At 39.1% G+C, this 15,486-nt stretch carries 9 protein-coding genes; 8 read left to right on the top strand and 1 reads right to left on the bottom strand.

The features are described from left to right. Window positions 1–38: 38 nt before the first annotated feature. The gene (locus tag ALW18_04765; GenBank protein ID AOE51890.1) at window positions 39–722 is read right to left on the bottom strand and encodes a phosphonate ABC transporter ATP-binding protein; all 684 of its coding nucleotides are present in this window, start codon (window positions 720–722) and stop codon (window positions 39–41) included. A 277-nt stretch (window positions 723–999) separates the two neighbouring features. Between ALW18_04765 and ALW18_04760 the strand changes: the two genes are divergently transcribed. The 8 genes from ALW18_04760 (at window position 1,000) to ALW18_04725 (ending at window position 15,485) form a co-directional block, all read left to right on the top strand. Next, window positions 1,000–4,020, top strand: coding sequence for a hypothetical protein (locus ALW18_04760; GenBank protein ID AOE51889.1), 3,021 nt, complete (start codon window positions 1,000–1,002; stop codon window positions 4,018–4,020). Between the two features lie 8 nt (window positions 4,021–4,028). Next, the gene (locus ALW18_04755; GenBank protein ID AOE51888.1) at window positions 4,029–5,789 is read left to right on the top strand and encodes a TonB-dependent receptor; all 1,761 of its coding nucleotides are present in this window, start codon (window positions 4,029–4,031) and stop codon (window positions 5,787–5,789) included. A gap of 105 nt (window positions 5,790–5,894) precedes the next feature. Continuing rightward, window positions 5,895–6,341 (top strand): hypothetical protein, encoded by a 447-nt coding sequence (locus tag ALW18_04750; GenBank protein AOE51887.1) that lies wholly within the window; start codon window positions 5,895–5,897, stop codon window positions 6,339–6,341. A gap of 221 nt (window positions 6,342–6,562) precedes the next feature. After that, window positions 6,563–8,179 carry an asparagine synthetase B gene (locus ALW18_04745; GenBank protein ID AOE51886.1) on the top strand — a complete coding sequence of 539 codons (1,617 nt, stop codon included), beginning with the start codon at window positions 6,563–6,565 and terminating at the stop codon, window positions 8,177–8,179. Between the two features lie 233 nt (window positions 8,180–8,412). Further along, window positions 8,413–10,353, top strand: coding sequence for a DNA gyrase subunit B (gene gyrB, locus ALW18_04740; GenBank protein ID AOE51885.1), 1,941 nt, complete (start codon window positions 8,413–8,415; stop codon window positions 10,351–10,353). A gap of 244 nt (window positions 10,354–10,597) precedes the next feature. Continuing rightward, entirely contained in the window at window positions 10,598–11,533 is a 936-nt protein-coding gene (locus ALW18_04735; GenBank protein ID AOE51884.1) for a malate dehydrogenase, read from the top strand. A gap of 142 nt (window positions 11,534–11,675) precedes the next feature. Next, on the top strand, window positions 11,676–14,621 hold the full coding sequence (locus ALW18_04730; protein AOE51883.1) for a preprotein translocase subunit SecD: 2,946 nt from the start codon (window positions 11,676–11,678) through the stop codon (window positions 14,619–14,621). Window positions 14,622–14,783: 162 nt separating this feature from the next. Continuing rightward, on the top strand, window positions 14,784–15,485 hold the full coding sequence (locus ALW18_04725; GenBank protein AOE51882.1) for a biopolymer transporter ExbB: 702 nt from the start codon (window positions 14,784–14,786) through the stop codon (window positions 15,483–15,485). The last annotated feature ends 1 nt before the right edge of the window (window position 15,486 follow it).

Raw genomic sequence — 15,486 nt, 5'->3', positions numbered from 1 at the left:
CTTTTTATATGAAGAATCTAAAAATCCAATAATTGTTTTTACACTGTTCTCTGTACTACTTCAAATATTTTACCACCTTCACATTTCAGCGTTTTGCTCGGAAACTTCATTAGCAGGGCATAATCGTGTGTCGCCATAATAATGGTTTTACCATTTTGGTTAATGTCACGAAGCAACTGCATAATCTCTACACTGGTTTGCGGGTCAAGATTACCGGTGGGTTCATCGGCAAGAATGATCTCGGCATCATTTAGCAGGGCTCGGGCAACGGCAATTCTTTGCTGCTCTCCACCAGAAACCTGATGCGGCATTTTATGTGCTGCGCTCTTAAGTCCAACCTTGTCAAGTACTTCGTTTATTTTGACTTCCATTTCCTGTTTTTCACTCCAGCCTGTCGCTTTAAGTACAAATAAAAGGTTATCATGAACATCTCTGTCCGGTAAAAGTTTAAAATCCTGGAATACTATACCTATTTTTCTGCGTAGGTATGGGATATCTCTTTCCCTAAGTGTTTTTAGGTCGTAATCGACAAAAGAGCCTTCGCCTTCTTTAAGTTTAAGGTCGGCATACAGGGTTTTTAACAAACTACTTTTTCCCGATCCTGTTTTACCAATTATATAAATAAACTCACCGTGGTTAACTTCAAGGTTAATATCGGTTAAAACGGCATTGCTATCCTGAAAAATAGTAACATTTTTTAAAGACAATACAGGTTGCGGCATAAGAATATATGTGTTTGTTTTGGTAAAAGTAATAAGATAACGCCTGTATTCAAAATTTTATTTCCCGCTATGGGTATATGCTTTACTGTTTTTAGCGTATTGTTGGCAGAAACGGTTAAAGTTGGGTTAAAATTTTATTGTAATGCCTCACATAATTAGCAGGTTTGCGGTTTTTGGGTACAAAACTATCCTGTATACGGCAATACTAAACGAAAATAACATCCGTTAAAATACAATAAGAATTGATATATTTGGCTTACATAAAACTAGAACACACATGCGCAGACTAAACAGGCTACTCCTATTTTCTGTACCCCTTTGGGGCTTAAGCCTTTCGGCACAGCAATCTACTATTTACACACATCCACTAAAGGATTATGACAAGGCTGTTACGCTGTATAACGACAAGCAATACCAGGCCGCGCAAATACTTTTTGAGAAGACAAAAGGCGAAAACAAAGAAATGGAAGTACAGGCAGACTGTGCTTACTATATTGCCAATTGTGCCATTCGCCTTGACCAGATGAATGCCGATATGCTAATGGAAAACTTTGTAGAAGATTATCCAACAAGTACAAAGCAAAATCAGGCCTATGTTGAGGTTGCGGGTTATTATTTTAGCCAGGGTAAATATCCGCAGGCTTTGCAGTGGTATGACAAAGTAGACGAAAACAATATGAGTGTGGCCGACAGGGAGCGTTATAACTTCCAAAAAGGCTATAGCTACTTTAGCGCAGGCGATAAAAAACAGGCTGAAAAATACCTGAATAAAGTAATCAATTCTAAAGAGTATGGTTCTCAGGCAAAGTACTATCTAGGATTTATGTCGTACGAAAGCGACGATTATAAAAAGGCAACCCAGTTGTTCGAGCAAGTGGAAGACCAGGATAAGTACAAAGAGAAAATGTCGTATTTTCAGGCAGACATGAACTTTAAGCTGGGCAATTTTCAAAAGGCAATAGATCTTGGTGTGCCTCAGCTGGCAAAGTCAGACGCTAACGAGAAATCAGAGCTTAACAAGATAATAGGGGAGAGCTATTTTAACCTTGGCAAGTATGACAAGGCAATACCTTACCTTAAAGAATACCGTGGCAAAAAAGGAAAATGGAATAACACCGATTTCTATCAGTTAGGGTATGCTCACTATAAGCAAGGCGACTATAACAATGCTATTGCCGAATTCAATAAGATTATCGGCGGAGATGATGTTGTAGCTCAAAATGCTTACTATCATTTAGGAGAAAGTTACCTTAAATCGGGTAAAAAGCAGGAGGCACTCAATGCCTTTAAAAATGCTTCGGAAAAAGAATACGACCTGAAAATTCAGGAAGATGCTTATTTAAATTATGCTAAGCTTAGCTACGAGATTGGTAACCCATACCAAAGTGTACCTGAAGTATTGGGGTCATTTCTTCAAAAATATCCTGCAACGCCATTTAAGCAGGAAGTACAGACATTACTAATCAACTCATACATTACTTCTAAAAATTATAAAGAGGCGCTAGTGCTTCTTGAAAAAGATAAATCGGCAGCAAACAGGCCGGCATATCAAAAGGTAACTTTCTACAGGGGATTAGAATTGTATACTGATGGTAATTATCAGGAGGCAATGGCTATGTTTAAAAAATCGATAGCAGAACCCCGCGATACTAAGATTACTGCACGCGCTACCTATTGGAAAGCCGAAACAGAATATGTGCTTAATGCGTTTAGCGAAGCATTACTAAGCTACAAACAGTTTGGAGGATCGGCAGAAGCCAAAAACACTCCGGAGTTTAAAAATTATAATTACAACATTGCTTACACCTACTTTAAACTGAAGGAGTATGACAATGCTGCTAAATATTTTCAGGAGTATGTGTCTTCGGCAGCAGCGAAAGCTGATACAGTACGCCTTAATGATGCCTACCTGCGTTTAGGAGACAGTAACTTTGTTGGTGGTAAATACTGGCCTGCGATGGAGGCTTACAACAAAGCTATAGAGATGAAGGGCATTGACGCCGATTATGCGTTCTTCCAGAAAGGTATCAGCTATGGTTTTGTGGCTAGAAACGAGAAAAAGATAGAAGACCTTACCAAATTTGTTGCTACGTATCCTAAATCTAAATATGCAGACGATGCCTTATACGAAATAGGGAACACCTATGTAACCGAAAAACAAACCGACAAAGGTATCGCGGCTTACGACAGGCTTATAAACGAATATAAGACGAGTTCGTATGTGTCTAAAGCAATTATGCGTCAGGCGCTTATTTATTATAACGCAGAAAAAGATGAACAGGCGCTGTCTAAGTTCAAGAAAGTAGTGGCAGAATTTCCTAATACGCCGGAGGCTATGGAAGCAGTTTCTACGGCACGTCTTATCTATGTAGATAACGGCCGTACAGATGAGTACGCTTCGTGGGTTAAAACACTTGACTTTGTTGATGTAAGCGATGCCGATCTTGATAATACAGCATTTGAAGCTGCAGAAAAACAATACCTGCAAAACAACAACAAACAGGCTATCTCTTCACTTAGCGGCTATGTTAGTAAATTCCCTAACGGAGTTTCATCGCTTAAAGCAAACTTCTACCTTGCACAGGCATACTATGCAGAAGGATTGGAAAGCAATGCTATACCTCATTACGAATTTGTAATTGGTAAATCGAGAAGTGAGTTTACAGAGCAGGCGTTGGCAAGATTGTCGCAGATTTTCTTAAAGAAAAACGATTATACTAAGGCAACCCCGGTATTAAAACGCCTGGAGGCAGAAGCTGACTTCCCTCAGAACGTAACATTTGCGCAATCTAATCTTATGAAGGCGTACTACGATCAGCAGGATTATGCTAATGCTGTGGTCTATGCCGATAAAGTACTTGCTAACAACAAAACGGAAGACAGGGTTAAGAGTGATGCGCAGATTATTGTAGCGCGTTCGGCTATCAAAACAAGTAACGAAGGCAAAGCAAAAGAAGTTTATGCTAAGTTACAGACTATTGCTAAAGGCGAACTTGCTGCGGAAGCATTGTATTATGATGCTTACTTTAAAAATAAAGACGGTAAATATGAAGCTTCTAACACTGCGGTGCAAAAGCTTTCTAAAGATTATTCGGGCTACAAATATTTTGGTGCCAAAGGCCTTGTTGTAATGGCTAAAAACTTCTACGGATTAAAAGACAGCTTCCAGGCAACATACATACTGGAAAGTGTTATTAAGAACTTTACGTCTTACCAGGACGTGGTTGCCGAAGCGCAAAAAGAACTTGATACTATTAAAGCCGAAGAAGCGAAACGTAATTCATCCATCCAAAATTAATTAGAGCCATGAAGATCAAATTTCAATATATAGCCATAATAGCGGCATTTGCTTCGGCAAGCGGGGCTTATGCGCAAAAGAAAGACGAAAACATAGGTACAGAAGTGGTAAATGTGGTAAAACCGTACACACCTACTATATCTGATGCATTTAAAGTAAAAGAAACACCTGTTATCGAGGACGAAGACAACACTCAGAAGGAAAATATAGAATATAACATATTCTCATTTCCGGTTGCTTCCACATTTACGCCTTCTAAAGGAAGGGCTGCAGGGGTAGACAAGGCCAAGCGCGAAACCCTTTATAATAACTATGCTGCATTAGGTATTGGTAATTATGGTACGGTAAACGCAGAACTTTTTGTTACCGAAAATCTTAACCGTAACGAGTATGTTGGCGGAATGTTCCGTCACCTTTCATCGCAGGGAGGGTTAGATGAGGTTGCATTGGACGATAAGTACTATAACACATCTATAGACCTTACCTATGGTAACCGCCAGAAGGCTTATAGCTGGAATACCGATTTAGGTTTCCAAAACCAGGTGTATAACTGGTATGGACTTCCGTTAGAATACCAGATATTTGATGCTGACGTTATCAGGTCTATTGATCCTAAACAGACCTATAATACATTTTATATAGGTGGTAAAATTGCTGCTGAAGATAGTTTCTTCAGAGATGCATCGGCGCAGTACAAGCGTTTTTGGGATGCTTACGGATCTGCCGAAAACCGCTTCTTTATTAAGCCGTCACTGGATGTAGATGTAGCAGAGCAAAGAATAAAAGTTGATTTTGTCGCTGATTATGTTGGAGGCACTTTGGCAGATGATACAGAATTCCCTTCAGAATACAGCAACTTTAATATTGGCCTTCAGCCAAGTGTTGTATTTCAGGAAGATGATTTCTCTGTACAGCTTGGTGCAGGCTTATTCTACAGTATGGGTAAAATAGGCGATGAGACCAATAACAAATTCTACGTTTATCCGCAGATAAAAGCATCATACAAAGTTGTGGGCGACCTTATGGTAGCGTACGCTGGTGCAGAAGGTGCGCTAAAGCAAAATTCATACGCCGATTTTGTTAGTCAGAATCAGTTTATTTCTCCAATGCAGGTTGTTACGCCTACCAACCAGCAGTATGATATTTATGTTGGTCTAAAGGGTAAACTGGCGGATGCGGTTTCGTACAACATCCGCGGGTCGTATATGAATGAAGATAACAAATCGTTGTTTGTAAACTTTAACCCTTCGTCACTACCGGGTCCGGGAGCAGATCTGCAAGGATTTCAGTATGGAAACTCTTTTAGTGTAATCTATGATCAGGTGCAAACTGTAAGCTTCTTTGGGGAGCTTAAAGCCGATTTCTCTAAAAGTGTAAGCTTTGGAATTAACGGTACTTACAACAGCTACTCAATGGACAATCAGGCAGAGGCATGGAACCTTCCTGAATTGCAGGTAGGAGCCACGTTGGATGTAGATATTACAGAAAAATGGTATGCAGGGGCCAATGTGTTCTTTGTTGGAGACAGAAAAGATTTAGTGCTGCCAAATAATACGTTTGTACAACTGGCAGGCGAATATAATACTCAGGTGGTTACCCTTAAAAACTATTTTGATGTAAATGCGCATGTAGGGTATAAATACAGCGAGCGCCTTACAGGTTTCCTTAAACTGAACAATATAGCAAACCAGGATTACCAGCGTTGGGTGAATTATCCGGTACAGGGGTTCCAGTTTTTGGTTGGAGCATCATATAAGTTTAATTTCTAACAGGTATTTAAAAATAATTATATTGAGATTCTCTTTTCGGCGAAGCCATATAGCTATCCAGGAAAGGGAATCTTTTGATTTTCAATCCTTAAATTTATTAAATCAGTGCTAAAACAAAAAGTACTTAATTATTATAAACAGCAGACGGATGACCGTATTGATGCTTTCAGGGATATGATCGCTGCGCTTACAGAAGATGCTGCTAACGATGCAAAAGGATCAGCCGGGGATAAGCATGAAACAGCCTTGTCTATGATGCATCTGGAGCAGGAAAAACTCAATCATAAACTGGGAGAGTTTATTGCTCACAAAAATATTCTGGATAAAATAAATCCCGATGCGTTAAATACAAAAGTGGCGGTTGGCAGCCTTGTAAAGGCAAATACTATGTATTTGTTTGTAAGTGCCGCACTGCCTAAGATAACGATAGATAGCGTTACTGTCATAGCGTTGTCGCCACAGTCTCCATTAGGAACTAAGCTAATGGGTATGGAAACCGGTGGCGAATTTGATATAAGCGGTACGAAATATGTAATTGAAGCTATACACTAACCTAAAACCATTCTTTTAAGAATGGTTTTTTTATGATTTGTAACTTCTCTCTAAAGAAATTACCTACTAATCTTATAGATTTACATAATTACTTAGTATTTTGTTTCAATTTAAAACCTAATTACTGTTTTAAGTTTTATAATTTAAAGTAATATGTCAAATTTGTCTTGTTGAAAATAACGAAAATATGCTTTTTAGCATAAATTTTAAACAGGAATTTTATGTGTGGAATATTAGCAATTATAGGTAAAGGAAAAGACGAGGCATTAGTAAAACAACTTTCTAAAAGGATGTCACACCGTGGGCCAGACGAAAGTGATCTTTTTGTAACAGAAAAGGGGCATATACTAAGCCACGAACGTTTATCCATTATCGATCTTCATACGGGAAGGCAGCCTATTCAGGGAACATCTAAAGCCTGGATGGTACACAACGGTGAAATTTATAACCATCAGAATTTACGAGATACCGTATTAAGCCACCATACGTTCAGGACAACATCTGATTCTGAAGTTATTGTTCATCTTTATGAAGAATTCGGGTATGAATTCTGCGATATGCTCGACGGTATCTTTGCCTTTGTAGTCATCAGTGGCGACGATTATATTGCAGGACGCGATCCGCTGGGTGTTAAGCCCCTTTATTACGGGCTTGACGAAAGAGGAAGGATTTACTTTTCATCTGAAATGAAAGCAATAACCGATCAGTGCCGTAGTTTTTCAACCTTCCCTCCCGGGCATTATTATACACCACAAACAGGTTTTGTGAAATATTACAGGCCGGAGTGGGAAGATGCATCAAAAGCGGCTGAGGCGGTAGATTATGAGGTAGTAAGAGACACACTTACACAGGCTGTAGAAAAAAGACTTATGAGTGATGTGCCAATCGGCGTACTGCTATCAGGTGGACTGGATTCTTCGCTTACGTCGTCTATAGCTTCAAGACTGCTAAAAGATTCGGGTAAGAAGCTGCATTCATTTTCTATTGGGCTTACGCCTGATGCTCCCGATGCTGTTGCTGCGCGAAAAGTAGCAGAGTTTTTAGGAACAGAACATCACGAGATTCATTTTACTATAGAGGAGGGCATAGAAATACTTGACAAATTGGTTTGGCACCTTGAAACATATGATGTTACATCTATAAGGGCAAGTACTCCGATGTACTTTTTAAGCAAAGCAATTACAGATTTAGGGATTAAAGTAGTGCTTTCGGGAGAAGGAGCCGATGAAATTTTCGGAGGCTATCTGTACTTTAGAAACGCGCCATCTGCGGCAGAATTTCAGAAGGAAACTATAGAAAGGGTGCAAAAGCTTTTTACTGCAGATTTACTAAGGGCGGACAAGTCTACCATGGCGCACGGCCTTGAAGCTCGTGTACCGTTTTTGGACAAGAAGTTCCTGGAAATGGCTATAAAAATAAAGCCGGAAGAAAAGCAGCCAAAAACATATAATGGTGTAGAGAAATACATATTGCGTAAAGCGTTTGATACACCCGAAAATCCTTATCTGCCAAATGAAGTACTTTGGAGGCAAAAAGAACAATTTAGCGATGGGGTGGGCTACAACTGGATAGATACACTGATTGACTACTGTGCTTTTCAGGTATCGGACGAGGAACTGGAAACTGCCGAAGAACGTTTTCCTTACAATACTCCTGCAACCAAAGAAGCCTACTTTTACAGGACATTGTTCCACAGGCATTTTCCGCAGGTAAGTGCAGCGCAGACCGTGCGTAAATGGATACCAAAATGGCAGGAAAATACAGATCCGAGCGGACGTGCTAATGCAGCACATGTTCAGGCAGATACAGAAATAGCCCAGATTAGGGAAGAAGTATAATTTCAGTAATTTATTTTGGAATTTAGTTTGTTTGTTTGTAAAAAGAAAATGCCCCTTTCTGGGGCATTTTTTATGCACTGTATTTAACACTTTAATGGCTTTATAGCAAGGTATGTAGGGTTTTGATAAGTTGTTGATAACTTAGGTGCCAAAAAGGCTGTTTTAGTAGCTTTATCCCTTCTGTTTTCATATATTTGTTCGTTAAACTTAAAATTTCGTTAACAGATAGTTTTATGAGTGAAGAAATAAAGAAAAACAATTATTCGGCAGACAGTATTCAGGCCCTTGAAGGTATGGAGCACGTAAGGATGCGTCCTTCCATGTACATTGGCGATGTGGGTACAAGAGGTCTTCACCACCTTGTTTATGAGGTAGTAGATAACTCGATTGACGAGGCTCTTGCCGGACATTGTGATACTATTTATGTTGCCATTAATGAAGATAATTCGGTTACCGTTGAAGATAATGGCCGTGGTATACCGGTAGATTTACATAAAAAAGAAGGTGTTTCTGCGCTTGAGGTTGTAATGACCAAAATTGGTGCCGGAGGTAAGTTTGATAAAGATTCCTATAAAGTTTCGGGTGGTTTGCACGGGGTAGGTGTATCGTGTGTAAATGCACTATCGGACCATCTTAGGGCTACTGTTTTTAGAGAAGGTAAAATATACGAACAGGAATACGAAAAAGGTAAAGCGATTTATCCTGTAAAACAGATAGGTGAAACAGAGAAAAGGGGTACTATGGTGACCTTTAGGCCTGATAGCACGATCTTTACACAAACTACAGAGTATTCTTATGATACCCTTGCAGCACGTATGCGTGAGCTTTCTTTCCTTAACAAAGGAATAAGCATTACACTTGTTGATAAAAGGGAGAAAGATGATAAAGGGGAATTTCTTTCTGAAACTTTCCATTCTCAGGAAGGTCTTAAAGAATTCGTTAAGTTTCTTGATGGTAACCGTGAGCCTATTATTGCTCATGTAATAAGTATGGAGACTGATAAAGGTGAAGTACCTGTTGAGGTTGCACTTATCTACAACACAAGTTACTCAGAGAATATTTTCTCTTATGTAAATAATATTAATACACATGAGGGTGGTACACACCTTTCGGGCTTCCGAAGAGGTCTTACCAATACTCTTAAAAAATATGCCGATAATTCCGGGCTTCTTGAAAAACTGAAGTTTGAGATTTCCGGCGATGACTTCCGTGAAGGTCTTACGGCTATTATCTCGGTAAAGGTTTCTGAGCCTCAGTTTGAGGGACAGACAAAAACCAAACTGGGTAACCGTGAGGTTGTAGCTCCTGTAAGCCAGGCGGTAAGTGAAATGCTTGAAAATTATCTTGAGGAGAACCCTAATGATGCGCGTATCATTGTGCAAAAGGTTATCCTTGCGGCGCAGGCACGTCATGCAGCTAAAAAAGCGCGTGAAATGGTGCAGCGTAAAACCGTAATGGGTGGCGGAGGACTTCCGGGTAAACTTTCTGACTGTTCTGAGCAGGATCCTGCAAAATGCGAAGTATTCCTTGTAGAGGGTGACTCGGCGGGTGGTACTGCAAAACAGGGACGTGACAGGGCTTTTCAGGCAATTCTTCCACTAAGGGGTAAAATCCTTAATGTTGAAAAAGCTATGCACCATAAGGTTTTTGAAAACGAAGAGATTCGTAATATATTTACTGCGCTTGGTGTTACCATTGGTACTGCTGAAGACAGTAAAGCGCTTAACCTTGAAAAGCTGCGCTATCATAAGGTAGTTATTATGTGTGATGCCGATGTTGATGGTTCTCACATTGCTACGCTTATCCTTACGTTCTTCTTCCGTTTCATGAAAGAGCTTATAGAGAACGGCCACGTTTATATTGCTACCCCGCCATTATATATGGTTAAGAAAGGTAACAAGAAAGAATATGCGTGGAACGATGTTCAGCGTGACCAGGCTACAGAAAGACTGGGTAATGGTTCTGCGATACAACGTTATAAAGGTCTTGGAGAGATGAATGCTGAGCAGCTTTGGGAAACAACACTGGATCCTGAATTCCGTACGCTTCGTCAGGTTAATATCGATAGTTTAGCCGAGGCTGACAGGGTGTTCTCTATGCTTATGGGGGATGAAGTTCCACCAAGGAGAGAGTTCATTGAAAAGAACGCTGTTTATGCTAAGATTGACGCGTAATAGCTTCATTATACAAAACAAACACACAAGGGCATTCTATTTTAGAGTGCCCTTTTTTTATTGGGTTCGTTTTATAATATGTCAAGGTAAATATTTAAAGGAAATAGTACAAAACTGCCGAAATAATTTAGTAAATTGGTGTTTTTAAACCCTGGTTGTGCATTTTTTTGCACAATCGTTTAAAAGCAATACGTTCTTAGGATTTTAAAACAACAACAAACTAACCTAATAAAACGATTATTTTATGAAAGTAACAATAGTAGGCGCCGGCAACGTAGGCGCTACCTGTGCCGATGTGATCTCTTACAGGGGAATTGCCAGCGAGGTGGTATTACTGGATATTAAAGAAGGTTTTGCCGAAGGTAAAGCTATGGATATTTCTCAGTGTACTACTACTACAGGTTTTAATACCCGTGTTTCGGGAGTAACAAATGATTTTTCTAAAACAGCAGATAGTAATGTAGTAGTGATAACGTCGGGTGTTCCCAGGAAACCGGGGATGACACGCGAAGAGCTTATCGGGATAAATGCAGGTATTGTTAAGTCGGTGGCTGAAAATGTGCTTAAACACTCGCCTAAAGCTATAATTGTTGTCGTATCTAACCCAATGGATACAATGACATATCTTACCTTAAAAGCCACCGGAGTGCCTAAACACAGGATTATTGGTATGGGTGGAGCGTTGGATAGTTCACGTTTTAAATACTTTTTAGGTAAGGCACTTGATAAGCCATTAAATGATGTTCAGGGTATGGTAATAGGAGGGCATGGCGATACAACAATGATACCGCTTACAAGGCTTGCTTCGTACAATGGTAGTCCGGTTTCTAATTTCCTATCGCAGGAAGCGCTGGATAAGGTAGCAGCCGATACTATGGTTGGTGGAGCTACGTTAACAGGGCTTTTAGGTACTTCGGCATGGTATGCGCCGGGTGCTTCTGTGGCATATCTTGTGGATAGTATTCTTAATGACCAAAAGAAAATGATTGCTTGTTCGGTATTGCTTGAAGGGGAATATGGACAGGAAGATATCTGCCTTGGTGTACCATGTATTATCGGTAAAAACGGAATTGAGGAAATTGTAGATATTAAGCTTAACGACAACGAAAAAGCCCTTTTTGCTAAAAGCGCAGACGCTGTAAGAAGCATGAATGCCGATCTGAAATCGGTACTTGTATAACGAAATGACCAGTAAAATAAGGAGACTGCCACAGGCAGTCTTTTTTTTATGATATAATTAGTAAATAAATTGGTTAATCTTATCGTAAATTATATATTTGCTCGTTTTTAAAAAATTGAACATAAATTAATTTTTACAAATAATGCAGAATAAGGGACTCATTAAATTTTTCGCAATACTATTTGCGTTAGTATGTATTTACCAGCTTTCCTTCACATTTGTCTCAAATGGCATCGAAGATGATGCTAAGGCTCATGCAGGTGGCGACTCTGATAAAGAAGTTGCTTATCTTGAATCATTGAAGGATTCAGTTGTATATCTAGGTTATACATACGATGAAGTAAGGAACAAACAAATCAACAAAGGTCTTGACCTTGAAGGAGGAATCAACGTAATGCTTGAGATATCTGTAAAAGATATCGTTAAAGGCCTTGCGAACAATTCTAAAAATCCTGTTTTAAACAAAGCTCTTGAAGACGCTAAGAAAAACAGGCAGGGTAACCAGGACTTTCTTGAAGCGTTTTTCATTGCGTTTGATAAAGAGTCTAACGGTCTGAAACTTGCTTCTCCTGAATTATTCACTAACAGGATAATGGGTGAAGCGGTTAATACAAAAATGACTGACGACCAGGTTAAAGCGGTTATCAGAAAGAAAGTAAGTGAGTCTATTGACAGTGCTTTCGGTGTATTAACTGAGCGTATTGATAAATTTGGTGTAGTTCAGCCAAACATCCAGAAATTGGGTGAGTCTGGACGTATCATGGTAGAATTACCAGGTGCTAAAGATATCGACCGTGTAAAAAAACTATTACAGAGTACTGCTCAGCTTGAATTCTGGGAAGCTTATAAAATTAACGACCTTCAGGGCTTCCTGATGGGTGCTAATGAGATTCTTAAGAAAACAGAAAAAGCTGAAGTGAAAACTGAAGCTACTGTAACTTCTGCTACAGATACATTACTTACAAATAAAGCTAAAGATTCTGCGGTTGCTCCGGTTAAAGGTGCTAACCCATTATTTGATAAACTTATCCCTAGCCAGGGAGGTCCGGTTATTGGTATGGCTTCTGTAAAAGATACTGCTGCTATTAACGGATGGTTAAAAAGATCTGATATACGTTCATTACTTTCAGGCGATATGCGTTATGCGCGTTTTGCATGGGGTAAAGAAGATGCAAGAAAATCGAAAGGTATTCTTGAACTATATGCGCTTAAAACTAATAGAGAAGGTATTCCTGATCTTGCAGGTAACGTAATTACAGGTGCTAATGCTGCGTTTGACCAAATGGGTAAACCGTCAGTAGAAATGCAGATGAACAGTAAAGGTGCTCAGACCTGGGAAGAAATGACAGGTAAAGCATACAGGGAGCAAGGTTACATTGCTATTGTTCTTGATAACATTGTATATTCTGCACCGGGTGTATCTACAGGTCCTATTGCAGGTGGTAACTCTCAGATATCAGGTGCGTTTGACGTAACTGAAACAAAAGATTTAGCTAACATCCTAAGAGCTGGTAAACTTCCTGCGTCTGCTGATATCGTTCAGTCAGAAGTAGTAGGTCCGTCATTAGGTCAGGAAGCTATTGATAATGGTATCCTTTCATCTATTGCAGGTTTACTTTTAGTATCGCTTTGGATGGTTATTTATTATGGTAAATCAGGTTGGTATGCTAACGTTGCCCTTATAGTTAACTTACTATTCCTTTTTGGTTTCCTTGCAAGTATTGGTGCTGTATTAACACTACCGGGTATTGCGGGTATCGTATTAACAATGGGTACAGCAGTAGATGCTAACATCATTATCTACGAACGTGCTAAAGAAGAGCTGCGTCATGGTAAAACATTAGATGAGGCTATTAAAACGTCATTCAGCTGGAGAGGTGCAATGTCATCTATTACAGATGCTAACGTGACACACGTTCTTACAGGTTTAGTACTATTGATTTTTGGTACAGGTCCTGTTAAAGGTTTCGCGACTACACTACTTATAGGTATATTCACATCATTATTTACATCTATCTTCATTACAAGACTTATGCTTGACTGGAGTGTAAGAAGAGGTGATAAACTTACATTTGTAACACCAATGTCTAAAAACTGGTTTACAAACTTCCATTTTAACTTCCTTGGAGCTAAGAAATTTACTTACATCTTCTCTTCTTTAGTAGTTATTGTAAGCTGTGCTTCTTTCTACTTTAACGGTCTTGATGAAGGTATCGATTTTGCCGGAGGTAGAACATTCCAGGTGAAATTTGACAAATCAGTTTCGACTGAGGATGTTAAAAATGAACTAGGAGAGGTTTTTGGCGGAACTGTAGATGCTAAAATCTTTGGTAACGATTCTCAGTTAAGAATTACAACTAAATATAAAGTTGACCAGAATACTGTTGCTGCTGATACTGAAGTAAACAAAATGCTTTACGAAGGTCTTAAGAAATATTACACAAAAGAATTAACTTACGATCAGTTTGTTAATACTTACGAAGGTAAACAACTAGGGATTGTATCTGCTTCTAAAGTGAGTGGTGTGGTAGCTGATGATATCAAAGCTAACTCAGTTTGGGCAGTATTAGGTTCAATGGCTATCGTATTTATCTACCTGATGTTAAGTTTTAGAAAATGGCAGTATAGCTTAGGTGCTATCGCGGCTGTAGCGCACGACGTTATATTCGTTCTGGGTATCTACTCACTTTGCTACAAATTCATGCCTTTCCATATGGAAATGGACCAGCACTTTATCGCGGCTATCCTAACGGTTATTGGATACTCGATGAATGATACCGTAATTGTATTTGACAGGGTAAGGGAATACCTTGCAGGTCATACAAAAGGTAACTTCGAGCAAATCGTTAACCAGTCGGTAAATACTACAATGTCAAGAACGATCAACACATCATTAACGATGATCCTTGTATTGGCAATTATGTTCATCTTTGGTGGTGATTCTATCCGTGGATTCATATTTGCAATGCTAATCGGTATTATAGTCGGAACATATTCTTCACTATTTATCGCTACGCCGGTACTTGTAGATTCAATGTCAAGAAAAGATAAAGACCTGATTGTGAAACAACACAATGAAGAGGTTTAATATTATCTGTTAAATTATACCAAAACCTGCTCATGAAAATGGGCAGGTTTTTTTTATTTTGCTTTTGCGCATACTCAAAAAAGCATATATTCGTTATCATTTATAAACAACAATTACAGCCGGAGGGCACATTTTACATCTAAAAGAAATCTTTTTCAGAACATGACAAACTTAATTTTCTTACTTCAGGACTCTCTTGCAGTTGCTAAGGATGCTCCTGTTGATGCAGCTGCAGCAGGTACAGAGCAATCTATTAATTTCTTTTCTATGCTTATGAAAGGTGGGGTTATGGTTGTACCAATCCTTATACTTTTGTTTTTTACCGTATATGTGATCATAGAAAGAGCTTTGTATATCAGTAAACACAGTAAAGAAGATACAGGACTTATAAATGATGTGCGTTACCAGTTAAATTCAGGAAAAATAGAGGCAGCTCAAATTACTGCCAGTAAATCGGGTACAGCTTTTGGTAATATCCTTGAAAGCGGTATTGCTTTAGTGGGAAGGCCTTTGAGTGAAATTGAGGGTATGATGGAAAAAACAACCAACGTAGAGATTGGTCTTATGGAAAAGAAACTGGGATGGTTAGGTCTTGTGGCCGGTATTGCTCCGATTCTTGGTTTCATTGGTACGATCTCCGGAGTTATCAAGATATTCTATACGATCTCTATTACAGAGAACATTAGTATTGGTAGTATTTCGGGTGGACTTTATGAAAAGATGATCAGTTCCGGTTTGGGACTTATTGTTGGTGTTATTGCTTATTCGGGCTACCACTTTTTTAATATGTTGATTGACGGATTTGCATTAAAAGTGCAAAAACAGGTAATACAGTTTGTTAATGTAATTACAACAGGAAAATAAG

It is taken from the genome of Flavobacterium psychrophilum, from assembly GCA_001708385.1.
Taxonomy (GTDB): Bacteria; Bacteroidota; Bacteroidia; order Flavobacteriales; family Flavobacteriaceae; genus Flavobacterium; species Flavobacterium psychrophilum_A.
Note: the sequence above shows the minus strand (reverse complement) of the source record. Positions and strands in the feature narration are given on the sequence as shown.

Excerpts from the sequence above, each read along its gene's own strand:
- ALW18_04765 (AOE51890.1), bottom strand. The coding sequence starts at position 722 with ATGCCGCAACCTGTATTGTCTTTAAAAAATGTTACTATTTTTCAGGAT.
- ALW18_04760 (AOE51889.1), top strand. The coding sequence starts at position 1,000 with ATGCGCAGACTAAACAGGCTACTCCTATTTTCTGTACCCCTTTGGGGC.
- ALW18_04755 (AOE51888.1), top strand. The coding sequence starts at position 4,029 with ATGAAGATCAAATTTCAATATATAGCCATAATAGCGGCATTTGCTTCG.
- ALW18_04745 (AOE51886.1), top strand. The coding sequence starts at position 6,563 with ATGTGTGGAATATTAGCAATTATAGGTAAAGGAAAAGACGAGGCATTA.
- gyrB (AOE51885.1), top strand. The coding sequence starts at position 8,413 with ATGAGTGAAGAAATAAAGAAAAACAATTATTCGGCAGACAGTATTCAG.
- ALW18_04735 (AOE51884.1), top strand. The coding sequence starts at position 10,598 with ATGAAAGTAACAATAGTAGGCGCCGGCAACGTAGGCGCTACCTGTGCC.
- ALW18_04730 (AOE51883.1), top strand. The coding sequence starts at position 11,676 with ATGCAGAATAAGGGACTCATTAAATTTTTCGCAATACTATTTGCGTTA.
- ALW18_04725 (AOE51882.1), top strand. The coding sequence starts at position 14,784 with ATGACAAACTTAATTTTCTTACTTCAGGACTCTCTTGCAGTTGCTAAG.